Source organism: Clostridium neonatale (assembly GCF_001458595.1).
In the GTDB taxonomy this organism is placed as follows: Bacteria; Bacillota; Clostridia; order Clostridiales; family Clostridiaceae; genus Clostridium; species Clostridium neonatale.
The window spans coordinates 504,623-530,234 of sequence record NZ_LN890328.1; the positions used below are offsets into that span (position 1 = coordinate 504,623).

A 25,612-nucleotide genomic window follows, 5' to 3' on the forward strand; every position below is an offset into this window, starting at 1 on the left:
ATATAGAAATAGCATTAAAAATACTTTACTAAATTATCTGTAAACACTTAAAATAAAAAGTAATTAATAATATGTTAAGGAGAAGAAAATATGACAATAAAAAAAAGTATTGTAATATCTAATATATTAATGCTTTTAATACCGGTTGTATCAATAATAAGTATATCAACAATAATTAAAGAACCTTTCTTAAGATTAGTTGAATCAAAAATGAATGACTATGAACTAAATACGCCAGGAGCTTACTTTGTTCAAGATAGACTAAGGCTTGATTTCAAAAAATTAGAAGATGAAGAATATTTCAAACGATTGCCTTTTGAACTAGAAGAAATGTTAAAACCAGAAGGATATAATTTATTTATAAAATATGGTAATGAAATACTTTTTTCTAACATTACAGAAAATGATAAGAAATCTATTTCTACAATAGGAAGTGAGCTGTTAGAACAATCAAATTCATTAGTACTTGAAGTTAATCATATATCACTGGTTAAAACAAATTTTTTTCATAAAGGAAAGGTTGTAGAAATAGTTACTATAAACTCTTCGTATGAACCTGCAAAATTTGATATGGGAAAACATATGAGAGCATATTTTCTTACATATATTAGTTTAGTTGGCTTAATATCAATACTAGTAATAACTTTAACCAATGGAATCTTATCAAATAGAATTGCAAGAAGCATTATTAGACCTTTAGATTTATTAAGATATTGGGCAGATCAAATAAAAAAAGGGAATCTTGATTTTGAAGTTAACTATAGTAAGGATGATGAATTTAAAAAAGTTTGTAGTGACTTTGATGAGATGAGGATACGATTAAAAGAAAGTATTGATACTAGAATAAAATATGAAGAAAATAGAAAAGAGCTTATGGCGGGAATATCACATGATTTACGAACTCCATTAACAGCAATAAAAGGGTATGTAGAAGGTTTAAGAGATAATGTGGCTAATACACCAGAAAAACAAAAGAAATATTTAAATACAATTTATTATAAAGCTTGTGATATGGATAGACTAGTTGAAGAGTTATTCCTGTTTTCTAAATTAGATACTGGTAAGTTCCCATTTAAATTTGATATAATTAAAATAAATGATTATATTAATAATTTCTATTTAAAAATAAAAGAAGAATTTTTAAATAAAGGACTTGAAATTTTCTTGGTCAATGATTGCAATGAAAAAGATAAAGTAAATATAGATTGCAAACAGATGGATAGAGTTCTTTTAAATATTATAGAAAATAGTTATAAATATAAAAAAGATAGTATTGGAACCTGTAAAATAAATATGTATGAAAAAGAAAATGATATTGTTATCAAAATTAGTGATAATGGAAAAGGTGTAAGTGAAGAAGAACTTGAAAAAATATTTATAAGTTTTTATAGGTGTGATCCATCACGTACAAAAACCAATGAAGGCAGTGGACTTGGACTTGCTATTGCGAAACAAATTATAGATAATCATAAAGGGAAAATTAGAGCGTATAGCAATAATGGACTGGTAATAGAAATATTAATTCCTAAAATATTATCAGATTAAGTAAGTTTAAAATTTAGATAGGAAATATAGACTAACGATGGCGGTGGAAAAGTTGAAAAAAATACTAATAATTGAAGATGATAAAAGTATTGCTGAATTAGAGCAGGATTATCTTGAAATTAATAATTTTGGAACAGAAATTGCAGCTACTGGATATCAAGGGTTAGAATTAGCATTAAATAAAGGTTTTGATTTAATTTTGCTTGATGTAATGTTACCAGGAAAAGATGGTTTTGAAATATGCAGAGAGGTGCGAAAGTATAAAGAGATTCCTATAATTATGGTAACAGCTAAAGAGGATGATATATATAAGATAAAAGGCCTTGGCATTGGTGCTGATGATTATATTGTTAAGCCATTTAGTCCAAGTGAGTTGGTTGCAAGGGTAACTGCTCATATAAAAAGATATGAAAGATTGACTAATATTGATAAAAGAAGCAGAGAAAAAGATAATATAATTGATCTTGGAAGATTAAAACTTATGTGTGATGCAAGACGTGTATATGTAGGAGATAATGAAATTAGATTAGCCAATAAAGAATTTGAACTTCTTCAGTTTTTAGCAATGAATCCTAACATAGTTTTTTCTAAAGATAAATTATTAGATAGAATTTGGGGAGAAGAATCATTAGGAGATACATCTACAGTTACTGTACATATTAATAGAATAAGAGAAAAAATAGAAATAGATAGCAGTGATCCTCAATATATAGAAACCATATGGGGAGCTGGATATAGATTTAATATTTAAATAAAAAGTTAAAATATAAAATATGAAAACCAGATGGATAAAGATACATTTACATCTGGTTTTTACTATGTAAAGAAAAATTTATTAAGCTACCGTTAAGAAAAGTAAATTAAAATATAAGTTAAAGTTCATGTTATTCATTTTGTTTATAAATTGTTTAGATTTGTTTTAGAGGAAAGTTATATTTTATCTCTATAATTAATCTGTAAAAAATTATTTTATTCAAAAAACACTTGTTTAACTATTTTTTAAAGAAGTAACTTATTAAAGGAGGCAATAAATTTGAAAAGAAAAATACTATGTTTTTTGATTACGTCATTATTAATCTTAAATACAGTTCCAGTATTTGCATCAAGTGATAGTGGACAAACTGCAATTTCATTAGAAAACATAAAAGAGGTAATGCTTGATAACAGCATAGAGATGAAGATTGCAGAAAATAATTATAAGCAGACGCTACAGAAGTATGAAGATATAAAAGATGCTGTTGATGATTTAGAAGATGAAATATATTCATTAAAAGCACCTTCAGATACTGGATCTGATACGTATGATAGTGAATATGAATCATATAATACTAAATTGAGCAATTTAAAGAGCCAATTAAGTTCTAAAGAAGATGAGGAAGAAAGTTATAAATACACAGTAAAATCTGCAAAAATAAATTATAGAACTACAGTAGAAAATAAGGTGTATTCAGCTAAAAAAGAATATGTAGCTTATTTAAGTGCTGTATCAGATTTACAACTTATGGAAGATCAACTTAAATCAGATCAAAAAGATTTAGAATTATATAAGAAAAAATATGAGTATGGATTTATATCTAAAAAAGAATATGACTCTTATAGTATTACTAATACTACTTCTAATAATGATTATGAATCAAAAAAGAAGGATGTTGAATTAGCACGCAATAATTTATGTTTTACATTAGGATTAGATATTAATAGTGATGTTGTTTTCGATACAAACATAGAAGATACATTTGACGATGTACTTGATATTAATTATGATGAAGATTTACAAGAAATGCTAAGTAATAATTATGATATAAAATTGAAGGAAATAGAAATAGATAAACTTGATGATAGTGAAGATTCATATGATAGTGATGAAGTTTATGATTATGATGTTGATAATGCAGATTTAAATTTAGAATCAACAAAAACAAATGCTGAATTAGAATTTAAGGAGCAATACAACACATTAATAAGTTCATATAATAAACTTAAGACAACTTATGATGAATTAAATCAAAGTCAAATTGACTATAACCTTATGAAACAAAAAAATCTATCTGGATTTGCATCTGATAAAGAACTAAGTGATAAAAAATTAGAGTTAGATAATAAAACTTCAAGTTTTGTTAGTGACAAAAATAATTTTTTATTAACATATTTGAATTATTTGCAAATGAAGGAGGGCTATTAAATTGAGCTTTAATTTTAAAGATATAGAAATAAAAAAGTTTTTAAATAAAAAAGTTATTATTTCAACAATTGCTATAGTATTAGTTGTTACTACAGCGGCAATAGGCATAACTATAAAAAAATCAAAATCTAATAAAGATTCACAAACAAAGGTGAAATATACAATATTAAATAAAACAAATGTAATGACTACTGTAAGTTCATCAGGAGCAATAAAAAGTGGAACATCTACCAATGTGTATTCAAATTTTGATGATAATTATACTTTAAAAGAAGTGAATGTTGAAGTTGGTGATGAGGTAAAAGCAGGAGATGTTTTAGCTGTAATTGATACAAGTGATTTTGAAAAGGAAATTGAACAACTAGAAGCAACTGTAACTGCTAATGAAACAAAAGCAAAATTAACATTAGAAAAAGCGAAAAAAGCATATGAAGATGAAAAAAATTTATATGATAATGATTTAAATTCTTCTGTAGTTAATGCAAATGCAACTCTTGAATCAGCTAAGCTTTCACTTGAAAATGCTCAAAGAGTTTATGAATATAATAAAATGCTTAATGAAAATGGAGATATTTCAGAAAATGATCTTAAATCAAAAGAGATAGATTTTGAAAACGCAAAAAATGATTATACTAAAGCAGAAGTAGCATTAAACTCTGCTAAGGTTTCTGCTGAGCAGAGTTTAAAAAATGCACAAACTGATTATGAAAGTGCTCTTGCAAGCTATAATGATAATAGTGACAGATTGCAGCTTGAAACTAAAAAAGCAAAGCTTGAAGATAGTAAGGTAATAGCACCTGTTGATGGGACTATTACAGCAGTTAATGTTGCTGTAGGAGATAAATGTGGTTCGGGTGCATTTTTTGTAATACAAGATTTAAAAGATTTAATAGTAGATGTTGACGTTGATGAAACTGAAATAGCAAATGTAAAAGTTGGACAAAAGGTACAAGTTACAACAGATGCATCAGAAAATCAAATATTAAATGGTGAGATTGTAAGTGTTGATCCAATTTCTAGTGCAGTAGCTAGTACTTCAAGCAGTTCTTCAAGTAGTAGTGGATCTTCTTCATCAGGAAGTGGCACATCAAATTCAACAAGCAGTGATGTAACATTTACTGCTAAGGTTCAAATAAATGATTATAATGAACTTGTTAAAGTAGGAATGAATGCAGTTGTTAATATTATTACAAATGAAGTAAATGATGTTTATGCAGTACCATATGAAGCGATTAAAAATGAAAATGGACAATCTGTTGTTTATGCAGCTAAAGAAAAAAGTGGAAAGTATGTAGTAGAGTCAATACCAATAACAACAGGATTAGAATCTGATATTTATACTGAAGTAAGTGGAACAAATTTAAGTGATGGCTTAATTATTTTAAATGACCCATCAAGTTACAAGGTAGGAGATGAGGTTGACATAAAGTTACCTCAAAAGCCTCTACAGGCAAATAAAGAAGGGAATTCACAAGATGTGACTAATATTACTGAACCTAAAAAAGATGGTGAGGAGTGATTATCGTGAATAAAAAAATAATAGAAATGAAAGATATAGTAAAAAGTTTCTATATAGGAACTCCCAATCAGTTAAACATTTTAAAAGGAATTAATATAACAGTAGAAGAAGGAGAATTTGTATCTATTGTTGGTAGTTCTGGTTCTGGTAAAAGTACACTTATGAACATAATAGGAGCGCTTGATAGGGCAACTTCTGGCTCATATATTTTAGATGGAACTAATATTCAGGATATATCAGATAACGGATTATCAGAAATAAGAAACAAAAAAATAGGTTTTGTGTTTCAAACTTATAATCTAATACCTAGAAGTTCAGCACTAAAAAACGTTGAATTACCACTTCTTTATGCTGGAATGGACAGAAAAGAAAGAAAAGAAAGAGCAGAAAGCTTTTTAGAGCTGGTAGGAATGAAAGATAGAATGAGTCACCAGCCAAATGAATTATCAGGTGGACAGAAACAAAGAGTAGCAATTGCCAGGGCCTTAGCTACAAATCCAAGCATAATACTTGCCGATGAACCTACAGGAGCACTCGATTCAGCAACAGGAAGATTAGTAATGGACTTGTTTCATAAAGTGCATGAAGAACAGGGAAAGACCATAGTGTTTATAACACATAATAATGAACTAGCAGATGAGACAGAGAGAATAATAACATTAAAAGATGGTAACATCATATCAGAAGAAGATAATAAAAGATATTTTAAAAGATTTGGAAATGGTGAAGTATCATGTTTATAAAAGAAAATATAGCATTAGCTTTAGCAGGGCTTAAATCTAATAAAATGCGTGCAATACTTACTATGCTTGGTATAATTATAGGTATAGCATCGGTAATAAGTATTGTTTCAGTAGGAAATGCAATGACTTCTTCTGTAACTAGTTCAATGGCAGATATGGGAACAAGTAATATTATGGTAAATGTAACTGAAAAGAGCACCACAACTACTACAGATACACCACAATCTCAAGATGGTAATAATGGTGGAGATGGTAAAGATAGCGAAATGGCAGATGGTGATCCACAAGGTGGTGATATGCCGGGCGGTGGGGGCCCTGAAGCTGGTAGAGGTGGCCCACAAGCTGGTGGAGGCGGAATGCCAGGCGGCGGAGGCGGTGCTCCATCTGGTGGAGGCGGAATGCCAGGTGGCGGAGGCGGTGCTCCATCTGGTGGTGGTGGAATGCCAGGTGGCGGAGGCGGCGGAGGTCGTCCAGGAATGTTTGGCTCAGATGCTTCTACACCAGATGATAAAGACCTTATAACAATGGATACTATTAAGGATCTAGAAGAAACTTTCAGTGATAAAATTAAAGCTGTTAGTGTTTCAGAAACTAAAGATTCAGGAAAAGCTAAAGATGGGACAGCATATGCCAATGTAAGCATAAAAGGTACTAATCCTGGTTATGCAGATGTTGAGAACATAGAGCTTATTGATGGAAGATATATTTCTGACAAAGATATGGATAGTGCAAAAAAGGTTGCTGTTGTGTCAGATAAGTTAGTTACTAAAATTTTTGGAGAAGGAGCAGATCCAATAGGAGAGCAGGTTAAAATATATACATCAGATGCAATTTACTCATATACAATAATAGGCATTTATGAATATAAGTCTAAAGGAACAGTTACAACAGCCTCAGAAGAAAAATTAACTACAGATTTATATATACCTGTAACTGCTGTTAAAACATCTTCAACAGATAAAAATTATCAATCACTTACAATAAGAGCAAATGATGATGTTGATATACAGGATTTTACTGACGAAGTTCAATCATACTTTGATCAAATATATGCTAGAAATACTGAATGGGAAGCTAGTGTAAGCAATATGGAAAGTATGCTTGAATCAATGACATCAATGATGAGTACAATAGCTCTTGCTATATCAGCCATAGCAGGAATATCACTTGTAGTTGGTGGGATTGGTGTAATGAATATAATGCTTGTATCAGTTACTGAAAGAACAAGAGAAATTGGTACAAGAAAGGCATTAGGTGCTAAAGGTAGTCATATTAAGATGCAATTTATTATAGAATCTATGATTATATGTGCAATGGGAGGAATTATAGGAATAATTCTAGGCATTGTATGCGGTGCAGTTGCTTCTAACTTAATGGGATATGCAGTTGTTATATCTCCTGTAGTAATATTAGGAAGCTTCACATTTTCTATGGCTATTGGAGTTTTCTTTGGCTATTATCCAGCTAAAAAAGCAGCATCTCTTGATCCTATTGAGGCATTAAGATACGAATAGAATATATTGATTTTATTGCATATAATGATATAATTTAGTAGTAGAATAACAAAGGAGCTTTGTCGAGTACAAGCTCCTTTGTTAATAAAAATATAGATATATGTGAATTAAATTGTAAAAATCACATAATATATTAAAAATTGGAGGAAAGAGTTAATGTACAGTTTTGTAAACGACTATAGTGAAGGAGCTCATCCAAGAATAATGGAAGCTATGGTGAAAACAAATTTGGAACAAACAAGTGGATATAGCACAGATTATCATACTGAAAATGCTAAGAGACTTATAAAAAAGGCAATTGATTGTGACGATGTTAACATACATATACTTGTTGGTGGAACTCAGACAAATGCAATTGCAATTTCGTCTTTTTTAAGACCACATCAGGCTGCAATTGGAGTAGATACTGCACATATTAATGTTCATGAAACTGGAGCAATTGAAGCTACAGGACATAAAGTTTTGACTGCACAAAGTGAGGATGGTAAATTAAAGCCAGAGATGATTCAAAAAATAGTCAATGAACATACTGATGAACATATGGTGCAACCAAAATTGGTATACATATCAAACTCAACAGAGATTGGGACAATATACAAATTAGATGAAATAAAGGCCATAAAGGAATGCTGCAATAAGAATAATTTACTTTTATTTCTAGATGGAGCACGTTTAGGTGTAGGTCTTACATCAAAAGAAAGTGATGTTAAATTAAGTGATTTGCCAAAGCTTTGTGATGCTTTTTATATAGGAGGTACAAAAAATGGAGCATTATTTGGAGAAGCACTTGTGATATGTAATAATTCTTTAAATGAAGATTTTAGATTTTTAATAAAGCAGAAGGGTGCAATGTTAGCTAAAGGAAGACTTCTGGGAATTCAATTTGAGGAACTATTTAAAGATGATTTATATTTTGAATTGGCTAGACATGCCAATAAGATGGCTATATTAATTAAAAATGCAATCTCTGAGAAAGGATATAAGTTTAAATCAGATTCATCAACTAATCAACAGTTTCCTATTTTACCTAATGATTTAATAAGTGAACTCGAAGAAAAATTTTCTCTTGGAGATATAATTCGTGTAGATGATAAAAATAGTTCTATAAGAATTGTAACCTCTTGGGCTACAGATGAAAATATTGTATATGAATTTATTAAAATAATAAAAAAATTTGATAAATAGTAATAATTTTGAAGAGTGTTGATTTGAAAAAAATATGTAATTATGTTATATTTGTTATAGCATTTTTATAAAATACAATTTCTGAAAAGTAAGAGAGGGGAATAAAAAATGATATTAGTAAATTGTGCATTAAGACAAGATGATATTGTTGCAATAGTTGAAGCTGTAGAATTTGAAGGAAAAAAGCCATTTAAATTAAATAAAAAACAAGGTATTCAATTATATTTTGATGCAGATGTTGCAGATAGTCAAGCAGCAGCAAAAGAAATAAAAGCAGCTATAAAAGCTACTGAAGTGGGAAGGGCATTATTTTTTAATGTTACAGCTCAATAATTATATAATTAATAAGATAAGGTTGTCTAATTATTAGGACAACCTTTTTCCATATATCAGATTTCTATTATATGAACTTTATTTCCACATTTTTCAATGACCTTTTCTAAATCTTTAAAGGATATCCAGACGGTTGCAGTATTCACATTTGGATGAAAGCCAAGGTAGTTTTCATTTATAATATTTTTATCAAAAACAAGCTCAACCTCATGATTAATATCATTCAAAATTCCAAAAGGAGTTACTGATCCTTTGGTTAACTTGAGGTAATGATAAAGTTTTTCTTCAGAAGCAAAGCTTAAAGGAGAAGAAGATAGTTTTTTTTGAAGATCTTTTAAATTAACACGTTTGTTTTGTGAAAGGACAACTAAAAAGAATTTAGAACCTTTTCTATCTTTTAAAAATAAATTTTTACATCCATATCCTATATTGAGTTCATCAATAGCAATTGCTTCTTCTACAGTAAAAACGGCAGGATGTTTTGTTATATCATATTTTATGTTCAAATCAGCTAATGTTTTGTAAACAAGGATTTCAGTAAGCATATAAATAACTCCTTTTAGACTAAATTATGTATATTTTATGAAACAATTATATTATAACACATACAAGATATATCTTTAGGATATGAGTCACATGTATTAAAAAGATTTAATATAATAAATGAAAGCTCTTTTTAGGAGAAAATATGGATAGCAATGGATTTGGTAATTTTGAAGATATTTTTAGAGCTTGTGGACTTGGAAACATAAATATGGATGATTTAAAAAATAGTAAAGATAATAAATCCAATGAAGAAAAGTTTAGAGATAAAACTACAAGTGATGGTAATGCACAAGATACAGGAGGTGGATTTAATTTTGGATGCAATGATATTCCGGGAGGTTTCCAAAATGTAAATCCAGAACTTTTTATAGTAGTTGCAGAAATACTCGGAAATGTAATGGCTGGAAATATGCCATTTAATGTTCAAAATGCAGTAGGAAATTGGCTTGAACTCGTAGGGCAAGTTATATTGACTTATAATTCACAACAACAGTATTTTCAAGGTGGACCAGGAAGATATTTTAATCCTATGTACTATAATGTAAGTAATCCTTTCTGTAATCAGACCTCAACGAGCTCTGCAGAAGATAATATGACCTCTTATGGTGTATCAAAATCAGAAGGGGAATCAAGTGAAGAGAAAGGCAGTGGATCATCTAAAAAATATTCAAAAAAGAATAAGAAAAATGATGATATTAGAGTACTTAAAAATAAAATGGAAGATTTATTATCTCAAATTCAAGATATAAAAGAAGAAATAAATAATATTAAAAAGAATTAAGCATAAGGTTCCGTTTGAGTGTAACCTATGCTTAATTCTTTTGTGAAAATCTCTAAATTAAAGATTATATAGGGTTAAAATATCAAAACATTTAATGTATAATGTAATTAAGAATTATATTATAATGTATTAAAAACTGTATTAATATAAAGTAAGGTGACATATAATAAAAATGAGTAAAATTAAAAATGCATTAGGACACTTTATAACAATAACCAATCACAAATTACTAGTAATGAAATCTTGTTTTAAAGTCGGTTTATATAAACAGGGACTATTACATGATTTATCGAAGTATAATCCAGTGGAATTTTTTGCTGGAATTAAGTACTATAACGGTAGTATTAGTCCAAATGGCATTCAAAAGAAACAAGAAGGACTTTCAGAGGCATGGCTGCATCATAAAGGAAGAAATAAACATCATTTTGAGTATTGGATAGATTACGGTATTAAAGAAAGTGAAGGACTAAAAGGTATGAATATGCCGACTAAATATGTTGTGGAAATGTTTATAGATAGGATGAGTGCTTCAAAAAATTATTTGAAGGAAAAATATACTCAAAGAAGTGCGCTGGAGTATTATGAAGCAAGAAAAGATTATTATATACTGCATCCTGAAAGCAGAGAGCTTTTGGAATTTTTACTTAATAAACTATGTGATGAAGGTGAAGAAAATACTTTAAAGTATATAAAGAATAATATTCTTAAATAAGTAATTATATATTGTTTAATTTATGATTATAAGTAGATTATAAATTAAATAACACATTCCATGAAAAGGTTTAATATGGTGGAGTGTTAATTAATATATGAAGTTTAATAGAGTTTATGGGGGGGGACGATATGAACGTAGTATCTACAATGGTATTAAGAGGTGAGAACTTAGACGACTTAAGTAACAAACTGAATAAAGAGCTACTTAGGTATAGTGGAAAGGACATTTTGGATGTAAAAATTTTAAGTGCTACTGAAGCTGTTATTGTATTTAAAAATTAATTGATTTTGTTACTTAAAAAGCATTTGTATTGATTATGATGAAACTAATCAATACAAATGCTTTTTAATTCTTTAGAAAATTATATTGACGATTTTTTATTTATAATAATATTTTGTCGAACGAAAAATATAAAAAATTTATAAAAAACATATAGATTTTTAGTACTAAACCATATATCTATTATATAAGAGAATTTTTTATAAAAAATAAGATCAAAAAAACTAAAAATTATATGTGTTTTTTTAATCTCGCGCGTATATCTTTTATGAAGGAAAAAATTATTTATAGGAGTGATAAATTATGAAAAAGAGAACTCATGTTAGGTTTAGAGTGGATATGTATGATGATATCAAGTGTAAGATAATTGATACAATGGCTAGAAGGGATCTTATACATTACGTTTTAGCTAGATTAATAGTATTAGCTGGAAAAGTAGATTTAGATGGAGAGTTATATATTACAAAAAATATGCCTTATACAATAGAAACTTTAGGAATAGAATTTAACAGAAGTTATGAAGAAGTTGAATATGCTATAGGTGTTTTAAATGAATTAGAAATTATTCATATATCAGAAGAAAATACTTTTAAGGTGAAAAATTGGGCCAAGCACCAAAATAATTGCAGAAGAAAAGAAATAATAAAAGATGATCACAAGGAAGATGAAAAGTTCCAGAATAATATATTAGTAAAAGATAGAGATAATAAAAATAATATTATAGAAGTTGAAGTTAGGAATGATGTCATAGATGAAATCACAAAAAATAATGAAACGACACATTATGAGAAAGAATCTGAGCCAATTAATATTATTAATAAGACTAATGATCAAAAAGATAATAATAACGCAACATATTTTATGAAAAGTAATTTAAGTAATAATGAGAATATAGAGAATTCAAATAAAATGACTATAAATTGTAATCCTAAAATAAAAAACACAGATAGAAGTAATAAAAAAGCAAAAGATAAAATAGGTACAGAGGAAAGAGGAGTATCTTTAAAAAAAGATGATAAAAATATTAATAAAAAAATGACTGCAGAGCAAATTAAGGAGGTATTCGGAACGGAAGAAGTGATTTCTATATTTGCAGAAGATCAGGATGAGCTTTTTATTGGTGAAAGCAGGGTTGTAAAAGTTTTTGATCTCACGTAATATCGTATGGGTACAATTGCTATAAATTTTTTGCAGTGATATAATGACCATAATATTTTTATATACAATTAAAAGTTATAAGGGGGCTATATTATATGGAAAATAAAAATATTAGAACTAAAAAATTAATTCAGACTGCATTACTTGCTGCATTGTGTTTTGTATCATTTACATTTCTTCAAATTAAAATTCCATTACCAGGAGGAGATGCATCATCACTGCATATAGGAAATGCGTTTTGTGTGTTAGCATCACTTTTACTCGGAGGCTTGTATGGTGGACTAGCTGGTGCAATAGGAATGACTATAGCAGATATATTAGATCCAGTATATATTATTGTTGCACCAAAAACATTTTTATTAAAGCTATGTATTGGATTAATTACAGGACTTATAGCACATAATTATGCTAAAATAAGTGAAAGCAATGATAAAAAGTATATATTTAAATGGAGTATAATTGCAGCAGTTGGTGGCTTAGCATTTAATGTAGTTGCAGATCCAGTTGTAGGATACTTTTATAAACAATATATTTTAGGACAGCCGCAGGAAGCAGCTTCTATATTAGCAAAGCTTAGTACTGTAACTACTTTTGTTAATTCAGTAGTGTCTGTAATATTGGTGGCATTTATATATAATGTTTTAAGACCCATATTAAAAAATTCGGGATTATTATTACCAGTTGGAAAAACGAATGAATAAGATTTTAGTATAAATCAAAGAGAGTATTCTAATACTATTGGAATACTCTCTATTTAGAAATATATTTTCAATGATTAGTTGTACGTTTACATTTAATTCGTGTTATATTAGATATGAAGTTTTTGTATACTAGTTTAAATTTTTTAATAACTATACATAGAAATATTATTATAGAAAAATCAATTAATATAAATTCAGATTCTTTAATAATATTTATAGAATGAGAATTGAAATTTAAAAATAATTCATCTATTGATATGACTAATGAAATAACTACCGTTGGTACAATTAATCCTGTGATTTTTAAAAACTTATATAATTTCTTAAGCAAGAAGCAACAAAATTCTGAGAGCGCATACATATGAAATCCCCCTTAATTTTTTATTAAATGCTTTACATTCTTAATTGTATTTGAGTTATTTGTTCTTAGATAAACATTTTACTAATCCCTTTCAAGATAATAGGATTTATATAATACATATCTCTATTGTAATTATATTCCATAAAGTTACTTAATACAATAATATTTTAAAATAATTATATTTTTTTATAATTTAAAGTTGTCGAAAAAAAATATATATGATAAACTTCTTAAAGTATAAATTATGATAGAAAAATAAGTAGGGTGAGGAAATGCAAGAAAACATAAGTGATGAACTCTTAGAAGAATATAAGGAAAGAATAAGAGAAATTAATAGGCAATTAAGATTAGGAAAAATATATACTGATAATTATTTAATTGATGTACTGAATAATGAGAAAAAAGAATTAAAAGATAAAATAAAGGCCTAAATATAAGGTATATTAAAATAATAATTAATTATTTTAATATACCTTTTTTATATAAGTGCATAGATTATTTTTAAAAATTAGTTAGTTTGGGACTTGATATTGTAATTTATATATTAAAGAAGTTTAAGCATAGAGATTATAAATAATTTATAGATTTTTTATTGTATTTATTAAAATAAATTATTTATAGACCATGGAATAATTAGTTGATTTGTTGGAAAATAAATATTAATTCTAGTTATTGCAAACAAAATAAAAAAGCCGTACTACAAGGGGCTACACCCAAGCAATACAGCGATTTGATAAAAATAATGGTGCCGGTGACCGGGGTCGAACCGGTACGGTATCGCTACCACTGGATTTTGAGTCCAGCACGTCTGCCAATTCCATCACACCGGCATGCACCAACAAAAAATATTCTAGCATGAATAAAAAAATAATTCAAGCATAAAATTATTTTTTTTATAATTTATTTATAAATAGAAAAATTTAGAGATAAATTATTGAATAAATTTACATGTAATAACGCATCTTATGCATTAAAAGAAATAAAAAAATCTAACTAGGTTTATATATTTTACTAATTAATCAGAAAATATTATGCGAGAATTTAAAGAAAATCTCAAATTGGATTAAAAATTTATATTAATTTCACTTTTTGAGTACATTTTTAAAATTAAAGGTTGTGACAAGCAAAATGATTTGCTATTATAGAAATAGGGGGAACGACCCTAGCGGGTCGGATTATGCCCAATAGTATATAACTATTAAACAGGTTGTGCAGTTCAATAGTTATTATCATCTATTAATTAGGGAGGAGCAAATTATATGATGTATTCAAAAGAAGTTGAAGAAATGTGCGTAGTTGCTAAAGGTCCTAATCATGGACCAGCACCAATTCCTGCAGAAGGAAAATGGGTACAATCAAAAGAAGTAACTGATATATCAGGTTTAACACATGGTATAGGTTGGTGTGCACCACAACAAGGAGCTTGTAAATTAACATTAAACGTTAAAGAAGGTATAATCCAAGAAGCATTAGTTGAAACAATTGGATGTTCAGGAATGACTCATTCAGCTGCTATGGCTTCAGAAATATTACCAGGAAAGACTATCTTAGAAGCATTAAACACAGACTTAGTTTGTGATGCTATAAACACTGCTATGAGAGAATTATTCTTACAAATAGTTTATGGAAGAACTCAAACAGCGTTCTCTGAAGGTGGATTACCAATAGGAGCAGGTCTTGAAGATTTAGGAAAAGGATTAAGATCTCAAGTTGGTACTATGTACGGAACTTTAGCTAAAGGACCTAGATACTTAGAAATGGCTGAAGGTTATGTTACAGATGTAGCTTTAGATGAAGATAAAGAAATAATAGGTTACAAATTCGTTAACTTAGGAAAAATGATGGAAAGCATTGCTAAAGGTGTAGATGCTAACGAAGCATTAGAAGCTGCTAGAGGTCAATACGGAAGAGTTGCTGACGCTGCTGAATTAATCGATCCAAGACATAAATAATTATTTGTAAAGGAGGAATTTTAAAATGGCATTATTTGAAAGTTATGAAAGAAGAATTAATCAAATCACTCCTGTATTAGAAAAATACGGAATGAAGACTCTAGAAGATGCAAAGGCAGTTTGTGCTGAAAAAGGTGTTGATCCTTACACAATCGCTAAAGAAACTCAACCAATCGCATTTGAAAATGCTGGATGGGCTTACACTTTAGGTGCTGCTATAGCTATAAAGAAAGGTTGCACAAAGGCTGCAGATGCTGCTGAAGCAATCGGAGAAGGATTACAAGCATTCTGTATCCCAGGATCAGTTGCTGATGATAGAAAAGTTGGTTTAGGACACGGAAACTTAGGAGCTATGCTTTTAAGAGAAGAAACTAAATGTTTCGCATTCTTAGCAGGACACGAATCTTTCGCTGCTGCTGAAGGTGCTATTAAAATAGCTGAAAAAGCTAACAGAGTTAGAAAAGAACCATTAAGAGTTATATTAAATGGTTTAGGTAAAGATGCTGCATTCATAATCTCAAGAATCAACGGATTTACTTACGTTCAAACTCAATTTGACTACTACACTGGAGAAGTTAAAGTAGTTAAAGAAAAAGCATACTCAAACGGAGAAAGAGCTAAAGTAAGATGTTACGGTGCTGACGACGTTAGAGAAGGTGTTGCTATCATGCATATGGAAGGTGTTGATGTATCAATCACTGGTAACTCAACTAACCCAACAAGATTCCAACATCCAGTTGCAGGAACATACAAGAAAGAATGTGTTGAACAAGGTAAGAAATACTTCTCAGTAGCATCAGGTGGTGGTACAGGAAGAACTCTTCATCCAGATAACATGGCAGCAGGTCCAGCTTCTTACGGTATGACAGATACTATGGGAAGAATGCACTCAGATGCACAATTCGCAGGTTCTTCATCAGTTCCAGCTCACGTTGAAATGATGGGGCTTATCGGAATGGGTAACAACCCAATGGTAGGAGCTACTGTTGCTGTTGCTGTTGCTGTAGAAGAAGCAATGAACAAATAGGCTAAGTTTCTAGCTTTACAGTATTTTTGATAAATAAATAATCGGATTTTTATATAGTACACATCATATTTTAAGATAAATTTTATTTTATATATGACGTGTGCTATTTTTTATTTATTATTAGCATTTTTAGTTTTTGTAGCATAAATTAAGAATATGATTTAAAAAACAAATTATACACTGTTTAAATATAACTGTTAAATTAGTAATATTTGAATTGTTTTTTATGTTATTTTCAGTTATAGATTATTCGATAGAACGTATAGAAGAAATAATATTAGACGTAGTTTTATACTGTAGTTAGAATAAAGAATAAAAGTTTGGAATTATATTAATTGGATTAAGGGAGACAACTATTAATTTAGTTATCTCCCTTTTAGGTGGTATTTATTATGATATTACAATTATAGACTATTATCTTGAAATTTATTCATATATAAAATAGGATAAAAATAAAGAAATTATATATTATTTTATAGACTTTTTTTGTAACAAAATTATTTTTCTATACTCTAATTTAATAGGAAGGGGGATATGGAATGAGGAGGCATGATGAAGTAGAAGAGATTTATTATACATATTCAGATGATGTTTATTATTATCTACTTTCAATGACACGTAATGAAGTTATTGCAGAAGATATGCTTCAAGCTACTTTTTTACAAGTTATGAATGGCATAGCTACATTCAGAGGAAGATGCTCACTGAAGACATGGATTTTTACAATTGCCAGACATGAATATTTTCATTGGACTAAAAAGAATCCACCGATGTTACAGTTAGATGAAGAAGTTCCACTTCATGATAAAATGATAGATAGCTATGAAAAGCGTGAACAGGTAAGCAAGATTCTTAAATATATAGATAATTTAGAAGAGCCGCATAGATCTTTGATGGTTTTTAGATTAATAAATGATCTTACATTTAGAGAAATTGCAATTATACTTGGTAAGACAGAGAGCTGGGCAAGAGTTACTTTTATGAGGGATAAACATAAACTTCTAGAAGATTTGAAGGAGGAATTAGAATGAAAGAATTAGAATGCTATGTAATACGTGACTTGCTTCCTAATTATATAGAAGGTCTTACATGTGAAGAAACCAATGATTTAATAGTAGACCACTTAAAATCATGTGGTGAATGTAGAAAATTGTGTGAAAGTTATAAAACTGAACTTAAGATACCGGTAGAGAAACCAAATACAGATGATAAAAAGATAATTAAGGGAATGAGATTTAAATTTTTATGGTATTTATTTTGGCCAATGTTTTATGGTGCAACATTACAGTTTAGAGAAGAAGGTTCATTAGAATTTCTAATAACGGCATTATTAATAACAGGTTTTGCACTGTGGCAGGCACCAGTATTAGATTTTGACTTTGATATAGATGATACAAAGAAAAGCTTTTATGAAAGAGAAGAAAGAAATATTAATTCTGGAAATGGATCTTTTTTTACTCAAGGGCTTTTCTGGTTAATTCCAATAATAATACCTATCTTATTTAAAGCTATACCTATTTTAATTTCATATTTTAATTCGTAAGGAAGTTATTTCTATAGGAACAATGCATTTCTTTATAGGAACATTGTTTCTTTTTTGATAGAATTAAAAGAGTGAGTTAAAAATATAAGTTTAAAAAGGAAGAGAAATATGAAAAAAATAATTAAGCTGTTACATCCAAGTTATCTTGATGAATTTAAATGTATAGGTGGAGAATGTGAAGATAACTGCTGTGTTGGATGGGATGTGGACATAGATAAAATTACTTTTAAGCAATATAGTGAAATTGATGATAATGAAATAAAAGTAGTTATTAAAGATAATGTTTTTGAAAATAGAAATTGTACAAACGAGAATGCTGATTATGGTAAAGTTAAATTAAATAAGGAAAAGAGATGCCCCTTCCTAAATGATAAAAATTATTGTAATATACAATGTAAATTAGGAGAAAATTACCTTTCTAAAGTGTGTACATCTTTTCCAAGAATAATTAATAAAATAGATGATCAATATGAAATGTCTCTTGATGTAGCGTGTCCAGAAGCAGCTAGACTTATTCTTTCAAAGGAGGAAGGATTAGAGCTTGCTGAAAGTGAAAAAATATTTAATAAATATATTATAAATGATGAAATAGAAACAAATTTAGACGAAGAATCATGGCTAAATTACTTCAAAGAAATTAGAGGATTCAGTATTAAAATAATAAAAGATAGAAATTTTACTTTAAGTGAAAGGCTTTATATATTAGGTGATTTTATAGAAAATTTAGAGTATGTTGATTATGAAACTGATGATGTGAATGAATTTATAAAGGAATATGATGTGGCTTTAGCAAGGAATTCATATAAAAAAGATAATCTTAATTATATTTTCCAAGTATCATTTCTAAATAATATGATTAAATCTCTAGATATTGTTAATGAAATTGATAGTGAAACATTTAAAAGATATACAAGACAAGTTTTGAATGGAATAAATGCTAAGGATAATTATGATATAGAAAAAAATGCAGATAAATATATATATGAATTTGAGTATTATATTGAAAAGTATGTAAATGAAAATGACTATATTTTTGAAAATTACTTAGTTAATTTTATGTATAATAATTTATTTCCTTTTTCAGAAGGTGAATATATGTTTGACGCGTATATTATGCTATTAATAAGATATTCTCTAATGAGATTTTATTTAATAGGTATGCATTTAGATAACCAAATAGATTCAAGAGAAAATATAATCAAATTTATTCAGGTATTTGCTAAAGCAATAGAACATGATAAAAATTATTTAGAGGAAATATTAGAATATATAAAGGAAAATGAGTTTGATAATATGGAATTTGCAAGTATGATTTTATAATATAAAGGATATAAAAGCATGGAAGAAATATTTGACTTAAATCCTAGTTTTATCATTGTTATAAAGTAATTAATAAGTTAGACATATTATTTCATTAATTGTATAATATTAATGATTTATGTATTAATTTGTTAAAATGTGATGTATTAAATGTAGAATGAGGTGTAGCAATGGTTAAAATTATTATGGATAGCGGAAAAGAGTATAATGTTGAAGAGGAAAATATAGAAAGAATTTTATATGAGAATTCATCTGGATTAGGGTTCTCTGAGATGAAGCTTAGAACTGGATTAGTTAAGATACCAAACCAATCAATAACAATAAGCCCGCAACATATATCATCGATTGAAAAAGTGGACAGATAAAGTATTTATTGTAATTCCTTATTACATAAGTATATAATTTAATAAACCAATATATTATTAGCAAAATATTAATGTAAGAAGGAAGAAGACAATATGGATAAGATTAATTTTGAAAACTTAAGTGGAGAAGAGATTTGGGAAAAACTTTATAATAAAGAGCTTACTTGTAAGAAGAATATTCTAGAATATATAGAGATGACTAGAATTCTTATAAAAGAACAGGTGGAAGTATACCAAATAGAATCTACATATAATTTTATTTATAGAAGTATAGATAAGATGTCTGATAAAGTGAAACCTAATACTATCATGTTTCTTCAAAATAAGTTAAAAGCACAACTTGGAAAATACGTTTCAGTAAAGGATCCTAAGATACAAAGTACATTCCTGGAATTTTTCAAAGAAGCATATCCAAAGGGTGAAAGAAGAAAAGATTTTACTTGGGTTCTTATAGATATAAATAACATATCAGAAGAACAAATATGGCATACTTTAACTTATATAAATAGGGAATGTTTAGAAGGCTTTATTTTAGATGATGACGAAATAAATGATATAATAGAAATGATTGAAAAATTAATAAGTAAAAATGATATAAAATATATTAATGATGTCAGAAGTTTAGAAATATTAAATAACATTTTAAACATAAAAATAGTTAAAGAAAAAGATAAATATAAAGTGAAAAGAATGCAAGAACAATAGATATTTTTATGAGATTTAAAACTCAGAGTAAAATATATTTTATTGGTGATATATCATATGCAATAGTGATAATATTAATAAATACAAAATCCAACTTTAAGCTGATTTCAGAAAAAGTTGGATTTTATTTATGTAAAAAAGGTTTATTAATAATAAAGAGAATCCTAACTACATAATATTATAATATACAATTTAAATTTACAGCTTTTAATATGTATTTAAATGTTATGGGGGAGGAATTGTTATTTTAGATATAAATAAACAAGAAATTAAGAAAATAATTGTAGCTACTGCTATTATTACTACTTATATATGTATTTCATTATTTTTTAAGAGTCATTTTTATTTTGGAACAATCGTTAATGGAATAAATATTTCAGGAAAGACAGTTGAACAAGCAGAAAAAAAGATAAATAGAAAGATAGAAACCTATACTATTTCTTTGGAAGAACGAAATAGCATAGTAGAAGATATTAAAGGAAAAGAAATTGATTTAAAATATAATAAAAATGAAATTTTGGATAACATTATTAATAAACAAAAAAGTTCAATATGGATATATGAAATTTTTAAAAGGAAGAATTATGTTCATGATAAATTTTTCAATTATGATATTGATTTATTAAAAGAAAGCTTTGAAAAATTAAATTGCTTAAATGATGAAAAAACAATAGAACCTAAAAGTGCAAGTTTAAAATTTAATGGTATTAAATATGAGATTATAGATGAAGTATATGGAGATAAGGTAAAAAAAGATGAATTATTTAATAAAATTGAAGAAGCTATTCAATATGGAAAAGTAAAAGTAAACATTGGAGAAGTTAATTGTTATGAAAAACCTATATATACTTCAAATTCATTAGAGCTTATTGAAGCAAAAAAAATATGTGATAAATATGTATCATCTAAGATTGTATATACTTTTGATGAAGCAACAGAAACAGTTGATAGAGGAGTTATTAGTAGTTGGATTACTATAGATGAAAATCTAAATGCTAGAATTGATAAAGAAAAGATAAAAGAATATGTACAAGAGTTATCGCGAAAATATGATACTTATGGAAAAACTAGAATATTTGCTACTTCAGTGGGTAAAGAGGTTGAAGTTAAAGGTGGAAACTATGGATTTAGAATTGATAAAGATAAAGAGTATACAGAGTTAATAAATGCGATAGAAAGTGGTCAAAGTATAGTTAAAGAGCCGGTATATATTCAGAAGGCAAAAAATAGAGGGGATAATGATATTGGAAAAACTTATGTTGAAGTAAATATTACAAGACAGCAATTATGGTTTTATAAAGATGGAGAACTTGTAACTCGAGGAAGTGTTGTAACGGGTAATGTGGAAAGAGGATGGAAAACTCCCAATGGGACTTATGTATTAAATTATAAGCAAAAAGATGCAGTACTTAGAGGTGATAACTATGCATCTAAAGTTAAATATTGGATGCCGTTTAATGGAAATATAGGACTTCATGATGCAAGTTGGAGAGGTGCTTTTGGAGGAAACGTTTATAAAAATGATGGGACTCATGGCTGTGTAAATTTACCTAGTTATTTGGCGAAAAAAATATTTGATAATATAGAAGAAGGAACACCCATAATATGTTATACAGAGTAAATTGAAAATATAGCCAAACTCTATTAAGAAAGAGTTTGGCTATATTTTATACAAGTTCATTTACGTTGTTACCTTTTAGATTTGATTTATCAAAATTAAAAGGTAAAGTAGTTTCGGATTTTGTTGTAGTTTTTGTAGTACCACCTGAAACATATGTCCTGCCGCATTCAGGACAGACAGAAGTTTGTAAAGATACACTTTGAGATATAACGTCCTTATCTTTAGACTTAGTACTAGCTTGTTCATTTGCTACATGTTCCATTTCGTGGCTTTTAACTACAGCGGCGGAATTTTCAGGATCAATATGTCCAGCAGCTTTGAAAGATACACTAGGATCGTCTGAACCATCTTGATATTTTCTCTCTTTACAGGTTTGACAGATTTCACCTGATTGAATTTCTTTAGATGAAAGGTTTGCTTCTGTAGAGATTTCAGATGACTTTGAGGTAGATGCTTCAGCTGCTGGAGTTGATTGAAAATTATAAGGCTGATATTGATAAGGACTAGATACAGAAAGAGCACTTAAAATCATATATACCTCCACTCTTATTTTAAGTTTTACATTTATAATAATATTATAGCATATTATAAGTATTTTACATAATAGTGGCTAATTTGATTGTATAAGTAAATTATATATGGTAAAGTGCATATATTTATATTAATTAATAAATACAAAATGATAGAGGAAACGTTATGAATGTACCAGATTCAATCCATGCTTTTACTATTGTATTAATTGTTATTGGTATAATTCTTTTGATAGTGCATTTAATATATTATGTTTTAGTTTTTTTTGATTCAAGAGAAAAAAGAGATGAAGAAAAAAAGTTGATTGAAGTCAAAAGCAAAGAAAAAAATAAAAAAGATTAAGAGTAATGCAGAGATTATTTTAAAAGTGTTTATTATTTTGAATACTATAAATAATATGTACTTAATAAAGTAATGTCTTTGCATTTTTAAAATTTATTGTGTATAGTTGTAAATGAAATATCAAAAACTATTTGGAATTGGAGAAAAACAGTGAAGAAGTTTAAAAAAATTTATATAGAAACAACAAATATATGTAATTTAAAATGTAATTTTTGTCCCCAAATATCAAGAAAATTAGAATTTATGAGTGTAGATTCTTTTTCAAAAATCATAAATAAAATTGCACCTTATACAAATCATGTATATCTGCATCTTATGGGAGAACCATTTTTAAATAGTAATTTTAGTGATTTTTTAAATATATGTGAAGAGAACTTAATAAAAGTTAATATAACTACAAATGGAACATTAATAAATAATGTAAAAGAAATTTTATTAAATTCAAAATCAGTTAGGCAGGTGAATTTTTCACTACATAGTTTTGAAGCAAATGAACATAAAGTGACATTTGAAGAGTATGTTGATGGAATTCTTAATTTTATAAAAATATCTAGTAAAGAAACCGATATAATTTCTGTTTTAAGATTATGGAATTTAGATGCGAAATATAAAGCAAGCAATAATATGAATAAAAATATATTAAATTTATTAGAAGAGAAATTTGATTTAGATTGTGATTTGAAAGAAAAATTAAAGGAAAAAAACAGTTTTAAGTTAAGAAATAATGTTTATATAAATATGGGAGAAAAATTTAAATGGCCATCCTTAAAAGAGGAGGAAATGGATGAAAGAGTTTTTTGTTATGGATTAAGAGACCATATTGGAATATTAGTTGATGGAACCGTAGTGCCATGCTGTTTAGATAGTGAGGGGAGTATACCTCTTGGAAACATATTTGAAAATGATTTAGAAGAAATCATAAATTGTGATAGGGCTAAAAAAATATATGATGGATTTTCAAATAAAACAGCAGTAGAAGAATTATGTAGAAAATGTGGATTTATAAGCAGAGTAAGATAAAAAACTAAAACTATAAAAGTTATAATATAAGTTGTATATAAATTTTACTATATGTCAATAATCCCTAGTAAGGAGGGATTATTAATGGTAAATAATAAAATAAAATTATTTTTAAGCATGAGTATAGCTTTAGCAATTATATTTTCACTTACTTATATATGTATGGATAATTATTATAGCAAAGAGCCAAACATTGCAACTCAAAACGCAGTAAAAGAAAAAGAAGGATTGGATGATAAGACAAAAATAATCTTATTTGCTGGAGATAAAAAAGAACAGGAGTATTCACTTGCTGATCTAAAAAGTAAACTAAATATAACAGAGAATTTGACAGAAAGTGAACTCATTAAATTGTTAGAAAAACAAGGCTATGTACTTGATGTTAATGCTAATAACGAATTTATGTTCAAAAAGGATGCAACAAAAACATTAGAAGCTAATAAATATTATATTGGTGATAAAGACGGATATTTAGCAATATATAAAACTGATAAAGATGGAAATTTAAAAATTGAAAATTCAGCCGATGTGTATTCAGACTTTAAGACAGTTGATAGTTTGGGTCAAATAGATAAAGAAAAAATAAGAAATTTTGAATTTATGTATAATAGTAAAGAAGAAGCTGAAGAAGGATTGTCAGAATTTTTGTCTTAAAATAATAGTGAAGATGTATTTAAAACAATTCAAATATAGTTTTAAAAGCAAATTATAAATTTGTTAAAAAATAATATATGAATTTGGGTTAAGTACATCTTTGTTTTAAGTTTAATATTTTTCAGAAGATGATAATAGATAAACTGAATTTGGACAAATTGTTAATAAAAATAAAGGATAAATTATGAAGCCTTAATAAGAAATTTATATTAACAATATTAAGATAAGAGTTTATGAGTTGAAAGATTTATTGTAAAATGATAAAGTATAATTTAGATTAAATCTAAATTATACTTTATCATTTTAGTGTAAGAGTATTTATTATGAGGAGAAACAATTATGTATGAATACATAAAAGGAATATATATAGGAATAAATAAGGACTATATAATAGTAGAGAATAATGGGATAGGATATAAAATCTTTACCTCAGGGGCTACTATGTCTTCTATGCCTAAAAATGGAGAAGAAGTTCAGCTTTATTTAGAGCAAATAGTAAGAGAAGATTTTATAGGATTATATGGCTTTGATTCAAGTGAAGAACTTGAAATGTTCAAATTATTATTAACAATAAATGGTGTTGGTGCAAAGGCAGCATTATCATTATTATCAATAAGCAGAGTAAACAATTTAAAATATGCTATTATGACAGGTGATGAAAAACATCTATGTAGAGGTGTTGGAATTGGTAAAAAGACAGCAGCAAGAATTATACTTGAACTTAAAGATAAGCTAAAGCCAGATGAATTACTTGATTCTTCAGTAGGTGGTGTTTCAGGAGATGAGAGTAATATAATGGCCTCATCAGAAGCATTAAGTGCTTTAATAGCATTAGGATATAGTGAAAAAGAAGCAGAAAATGCATTAAAGAATGTGGATAAAAATGATACTGTTGAAAATATAATTAAAAATTCATTAAAACAATTAATGATGTAATTAAGAAAGTTAACAGTTGAGAGCTGACAAGTAA

At 27.7% G+C, this 25,612-nt stretch carries 29 protein-coding genes and 1 tRNA gene; 26 read left to right on the forward strand and 4 right to left on the reverse strand.

Annotated elements, in window-relative coordinates; translation table 11 throughout:
- Positions 1-90 precede the first annotated feature (90 nt).
- The 8 genes from BN2920_RS09425 to BN2920_RS09460 all read left to right on the forward strand — a co-directional run bounded on the left by BN2920_RS09425 (position 91) and on the right by BN2920_RS09460 (position 9,021).
- Positions 91-1,545, forward strand: coding sequence for a sensor histidine kinase (locus BN2920_RS09425; protein ID WP_058294763.1), 1,455 nt, complete (start codon positions 91-93; stop codon positions 1,543-1,545).
- 52 nt (positions 1,546-1,597) lie between these two features.
- Entirely contained in the window at positions 1,598-2,296 is a 699-nt protein-coding gene (locus tag BN2920_RS09430; RefSeq protein ID WP_058294764.1) for a response regulator transcription factor, read from the forward strand.
- A 282-nt stretch (positions 2,297-2,578) separates the two neighbouring features.
- Positions 2,579-3,727 (forward strand): TolC family protein, encoded by a 1,149-nt coding sequence (locus tag BN2920_RS09435; protein ID WP_058294765.1) that lies wholly within the window; start codon positions 2,579-2,581, stop codon positions 3,725-3,727.
- 1 nt (position 3,728) lies between these two features.
- Positions 3,729-5,246, forward strand: a complete 1,518-nt coding sequence (locus BN2920_RS09440; protein ID WP_230143554.1) for an HlyD family secretion protein — start codon at positions 3,729-3,731, stop codon at positions 5,244-5,246.
- 5 nt (positions 5,247-5,251) lie between these two features.
- On the forward strand, positions 5,252-5,989 hold the full coding sequence (locus BN2920_RS09445) for an ABC transporter ATP-binding protein (RefSeq protein WP_058294766.1): 738 nt from the start codon (positions 5,252-5,254) through the stop codon (positions 5,987-5,989).
- Positions 5,980-7,503, forward strand: a complete 1,524-nt coding sequence (locus BN2920_RS09450; protein ID WP_058294767.1) for an ABC transporter permease — start codon at positions 5,980-5,982, stop codon at positions 7,501-7,503. The genes BN2920_RS09445 and BN2920_RS09450 overlap by 10 nt, the downstream gene beginning before the upstream one ends.
- A 156-nt stretch (positions 7,504-7,659) precedes the next feature.
- Positions 7,660-8,688 carry a threonine aldolase family protein gene (locus tag BN2920_RS09455; RefSeq protein ID WP_058294768.1) on the forward strand — a complete coding sequence of 343 codons (1,029 nt, stop codon included), beginning with the start codon at positions 7,660-7,662 and terminating at the stop codon, positions 8,686-8,688.
- 108 nt (positions 8,689-8,796) lie between these two features.
- Positions 8,797-9,021, forward strand: coding sequence for a hypothetical protein (locus tag BN2920_RS09460; protein ID WP_058294769.1), 225 nt, complete (start codon positions 8,797-8,799; stop codon positions 9,019-9,021).
- 56 nt (positions 9,022-9,077) lie between these two features.
- On the opposite strand, the gene BN2920_RS09465 is transcribed toward BN2920_RS09460, so the two are convergent.
- The gene (locus BN2920_RS09465) at positions 9,078-9,566 is read right to left on the reverse strand and encodes a prolyl-tRNA synthetase associated domain-containing protein (RefSeq protein WP_058294770.1); all 489 of its coding nucleotides are present in this window, start codon (positions 9,564-9,566) and stop codon (positions 9,078-9,080) included.
- A gap of 143 nt (positions 9,567-9,709) precedes the next feature.
- Here BN2920_RS09465 and BN2920_RS09470 point away from each other — a divergent pair, with 143 nt between their 5' ends.
- From BN2920_RS09470 to BN2920_RS09485, 5 genes are all read left to right on the forward strand, one after another.
- Complete coding sequence (locus tag BN2920_RS09470) at positions 9,710-10,348, forward strand: hypothetical protein (protein ID WP_058294771.1); 639 nt, start codon at positions 9,710-9,712, stop codon at positions 10,346-10,348.
- Between the two features lie 172 nt (positions 10,349-10,520).
- Positions 10,521-11,060 (forward strand): DUF5662 family protein, encoded by a 540-nt coding sequence (locus BN2920_RS09475; protein WP_058294772.1) that lies wholly within the window; start codon positions 10,521-10,523, stop codon positions 11,058-11,060.
- Between the two features lie 131 nt (positions 11,061-11,191).
- Positions 11,192-11,344 (forward strand): hypothetical protein, encoded by a 153-nt coding sequence (locus BN2920_RS21380; RefSeq protein ID WP_157065770.1) that lies wholly within the window; start codon positions 11,192-11,194, stop codon positions 11,342-11,344.
- 301 nt (positions 11,345-11,645) lie between these two features.
- Positions 11,646-12,500: a phage replisome organizer N-terminal domain-containing protein gene (locus tag BN2920_RS09480; protein ID WP_058294773.1), complete on the forward strand. Its 855-nt coding sequence runs from the start codon at positions 11,646-11,648 to the stop codon at positions 12,498-12,500.
- A 95-nt stretch (positions 12,501-12,595) separates the two neighbouring features.
- Positions 12,596-13,201 (forward strand): ECF transporter S component, encoded by a 606-nt coding sequence (locus BN2920_RS09485; RefSeq protein ID WP_058294774.1) that lies wholly within the window; start codon positions 12,596-12,598, stop codon positions 13,199-13,201.
- A gap of 67 nt (positions 13,202-13,268) precedes the next feature.
- Here BN2920_RS09485 and BN2920_RS21920 read toward each other — a convergent pair whose 3' ends face one another.
- Entirely contained in the window at positions 13,269-13,562 is a 294-nt protein-coding gene (locus BN2920_RS21920) for a hypothetical protein (RefSeq protein WP_058294775.1), read from the reverse strand.
- A gap of 272 nt (positions 13,563-13,834) precedes the next feature.
- On the opposite strand from BN2920_RS21920, the gene BN2920_RS21385 reads away from it, so the two are divergent.
- Complete coding sequence (locus tag BN2920_RS21385; protein WP_157065771.1) at positions 13,835-13,993, forward strand: hypothetical protein; 159 nt, start codon at positions 13,835-13,837, stop codon at positions 13,991-13,993.
- Between the two features lie 312 nt (positions 13,994-14,305).
- Here BN2920_RS21385 and BN2920_RS09495 read toward each other — a convergent pair.
- Positions 14,306-14,392, reverse strand: a tRNA-Leu gene (locus tag BN2920_RS09495).
- A gap of 429 nt (positions 14,393-14,821) precedes the next feature.
- On the opposite strand from BN2920_RS09495, the gene BN2920_RS09500 reads away from it, so the two are divergent.
- The 8 genes from BN2920_RS09500 to BN2920_RS09535 all read left to right on the forward strand — a co-directional run bounded on the left by BN2920_RS09500 (position 14,822) and on the right by BN2920_RS09535 (position 22,095).
- Positions 14,822-15,514 (forward strand): iron-sulfur cluster assembly scaffold protein, encoded by a 693-nt coding sequence (locus tag BN2920_RS09500; RefSeq protein WP_058294776.1) that lies wholly within the window; start codon positions 14,822-14,824, stop codon positions 15,512-15,514.
- A gap of 25 nt (positions 15,515-15,539) precedes the next feature.
- Positions 15,540-16,541 carry a GGGtGRT protein gene (locus BN2920_RS09505; protein ID WP_058294777.1) on the forward strand — a complete coding sequence of 334 codons (1,002 nt, stop codon included), beginning with the start codon at positions 15,540-15,542 and terminating at the stop codon, positions 16,539-16,541.
- Between the two features lie 539 nt (positions 16,542-17,080).
- Entirely contained in the window at positions 17,081-17,572 is a 492-nt protein-coding gene (locus BN2920_RS09510; RefSeq protein WP_058294778.1) for an RNA polymerase sigma factor, read from the forward strand.
- Positions 17,569-18,084, forward strand: a complete 516-nt coding sequence (locus tag BN2920_RS09515) for a zf-HC2 domain-containing protein (RefSeq protein ID WP_058294779.1) — start codon at positions 17,569-17,571, stop codon at positions 18,082-18,084. Before BN2920_RS09510 ends, BN2920_RS09515 begins: the two co-directional genes overlap by 4 nt.
- 108 nt (positions 18,085-18,192) lie before the next feature.
- On the forward strand, positions 18,193-19,404 hold the full coding sequence (fliB, locus tag BN2920_RS09520; RefSeq protein WP_058294780.1) for a flagellin lysine-N-methylase: 1,212 nt from the start codon (positions 18,193-18,195) through the stop codon (positions 19,402-19,404).
- A 170-nt stretch (positions 19,405-19,574) separates the two neighbouring features.
- Positions 19,575-19,769 (forward strand): hypothetical protein, encoded by a 195-nt coding sequence (locus BN2920_RS09525; RefSeq protein ID WP_058294781.1) that lies wholly within the window; start codon positions 19,575-19,577, stop codon positions 19,767-19,769.
- 93 nt (positions 19,770-19,862) lie between these two features.
- Complete coding sequence (locus tag BN2920_RS09530; protein ID WP_058294782.1) at positions 19,863-20,474, forward strand: hypothetical protein; 612 nt, start codon at positions 19,863-19,865, stop codon at positions 20,472-20,474.
- A 442-nt stretch (positions 20,475-20,916) separates the two neighbouring features.
- Complete coding sequence (locus tag BN2920_RS09535; RefSeq protein WP_058294783.1) at positions 20,917-22,095, forward strand: L,D-transpeptidase family protein; 1,179 nt, start codon at positions 20,917-20,919, stop codon at positions 22,093-22,095.
- A 46-nt stretch (positions 22,096-22,141) separates the two neighbouring features.
- Here the strand turns inward: BN2920_RS09535 and BN2920_RS09540 are convergent, their stop codons facing one another.
- Entirely contained in the window at positions 22,142-22,639 is a 498-nt protein-coding gene (locus BN2920_RS09540) for a hypothetical protein (RefSeq protein ID WP_141443157.1), read from the reverse strand.
- Between the two features lie 152 nt (positions 22,640-22,791).
- Between BN2920_RS09540 and BN2920_RS21390 the strand changes: the two genes are divergently transcribed.
- The 4 genes from BN2920_RS21390 (at position 22,792) to ruvA (ending at position 25,578) form a co-directional block, all read left to right on the forward strand.
- Positions 22,792-22,968 carry a hypothetical protein gene (locus BN2920_RS21390; protein ID WP_157065772.1) on the forward strand — a complete coding sequence of 59 codons (177 nt, stop codon included), beginning with the start codon at positions 22,792-22,794 and terminating at the stop codon, positions 22,966-22,968.
- A 150-nt stretch (positions 22,969-23,118) separates the two neighbouring features.
- The gene (locus BN2920_RS09545; RefSeq protein ID WP_058294785.1) at positions 23,119-23,988 is read left to right on the forward strand and encodes a radical SAM/SPASM domain-containing protein; all 870 of its coding nucleotides are present in this window, start codon (positions 23,119-23,121) and stop codon (positions 23,986-23,988) included.
- A gap of 84 nt (positions 23,989-24,072) precedes the next feature.
- Positions 24,073-24,642 carry a hypothetical protein gene (locus tag BN2920_RS09550; protein WP_058294786.1) on the forward strand — a complete coding sequence of 190 codons (570 nt, stop codon included), beginning with the start codon at positions 24,073-24,075 and terminating at the stop codon, positions 24,640-24,642.
- A gap of 339 nt (positions 24,643-24,981) precedes the next feature.
- Positions 24,982-25,578 carry a Holliday junction branch migration protein RuvA gene (ruvA, locus tag BN2920_RS09555; protein ID WP_058294787.1) on the forward strand — a complete coding sequence of 199 codons (597 nt, stop codon included), beginning with the start codon at positions 24,982-24,984 and terminating at the stop codon, positions 25,576-25,578.
- Positions 25,579-25,612: the final 34 nt, after the last annotated feature.

What these genes read in the sequence shown, in the direction of transcription:
- BN2920_RS09425 (WP_058294763.1), top strand. Translation starts at nt 91, where the DNA reads ATGACAATAAAAAAAAGTATTGTAATATCTAATATATTAATGCTTTTA.
- BN2920_RS09450 (WP_058294767.1), top strand. Translation starts at nt 5,980, where the DNA reads ATGTTTATAAAAGAAAATATAGCATTAGCTTTAGCAGGGCTTAAATCT.
- BN2920_RS09455 (WP_058294768.1), top strand. Translation starts at nt 7,660, where the DNA reads ATGTACAGTTTTGTAAACGACTATAGTGAAGGAGCTCATCCAAGAATA.
- BN2920_RS09460 (WP_058294769.1), top strand. Translation starts at nt 8,797, where the DNA reads ATGATATTAGTAAATTGTGCATTAAGACAAGATGATATTGTTGCAATA.
- BN2920_RS09465 (WP_058294770.1), bottom strand. Translation starts at nt 9,566, where the DNA reads ATGCTTACTGAAATCCTTGTTTACAAAACATTAGCTGATTTGAACATA.
- BN2920_RS09470 (WP_058294771.1), top strand. Translation starts at nt 9,710, where the DNA reads ATGGATAGCAATGGATTTGGTAATTTTGAAGATATTTTTAGAGCTTGT.
- BN2920_RS09475 (WP_058294772.1), top strand. Translation starts at nt 10,521, where the DNA reads ATGAGTAAAATTAAAAATGCATTAGGACACTTTATAACAATAACCAAT.
- BN2920_RS21380 (WP_157065770.1), top strand. Translation starts at nt 11,192, where the DNA reads ATGAACGTAGTATCTACAATGGTATTAAGAGGTGAGAACTTAGACGAC.
- BN2920_RS09480 (WP_058294773.1), top strand. Translation starts at nt 11,646, where the DNA reads ATGAAAAAGAGAACTCATGTTAGGTTTAGAGTGGATATGTATGATGAT.
- BN2920_RS09485 (WP_058294774.1), top strand. Translation starts at nt 12,596, where the DNA reads ATGGAAAATAAAAATATTAGAACTAAAAAATTAATTCAGACTGCATTA.
- BN2920_RS21920 (WP_058294775.1), bottom strand. Translation starts at nt 13,562, where the DNA reads ATGTATGCGCTCTCAGAATTTTGTTGCTTCTTGCTTAAGAAATTATAT.
- BN2920_RS21385 (WP_157065771.1), top strand. Translation starts at nt 13,835, where the DNA reads ATGCAAGAAAACATAAGTGATGAACTCTTAGAAGAATATAAGGAAAGA.
- BN2920_RS09500 (WP_058294776.1), top strand. Translation starts at nt 14,822, where the DNA reads ATGATGTATTCAAAAGAAGTTGAAGAAATGTGCGTAGTTGCTAAAGGT.
- BN2920_RS09505 (WP_058294777.1), top strand. Translation starts at nt 15,540, where the DNA reads ATGGCATTATTTGAAAGTTATGAAAGAAGAATTAATCAAATCACTCCT.
- BN2920_RS09510 (WP_058294778.1), top strand. Translation starts at nt 17,081, where the DNA reads ATGAGGAGGCATGATGAAGTAGAAGAGATTTATTATACATATTCAGAT.
- BN2920_RS09515 (WP_058294779.1), top strand. Translation starts at nt 17,569, where the DNA reads ATGAAAGAATTAGAATGCTATGTAATACGTGACTTGCTTCCTAATTAT.
- fliB (WP_058294780.1), top strand. Translation starts at nt 18,193, where the DNA reads ATGAAAAAAATAATTAAGCTGTTACATCCAAGTTATCTTGATGAATTT.
- BN2920_RS09525 (WP_058294781.1), top strand. Translation starts at nt 19,575, where the DNA reads ATGGTTAAAATTATTATGGATAGCGGAAAAGAGTATAATGTTGAAGAG.
- BN2920_RS09530 (WP_058294782.1), top strand. Translation starts at nt 19,863, where the DNA reads ATGGATAAGATTAATTTTGAAAACTTAAGTGGAGAAGAGATTTGGGAA.
- BN2920_RS21390 (WP_157065772.1), top strand. Translation starts at nt 22,792, where the DNA reads ATGAATGTACCAGATTCAATCCATGCTTTTACTATTGTATTAATTGTT.
- BN2920_RS09550 (WP_058294786.1), top strand. Translation starts at nt 24,073, where the DNA reads ATGGTAAATAATAAAATAAAATTATTTTTAAGCATGAGTATAGCTTTA.
- ruvA (WP_058294787.1), top strand. Translation starts at nt 24,982, where the DNA reads ATGTATGAATACATAAAAGGAATATATATAGGAATAAATAAGGACTAT.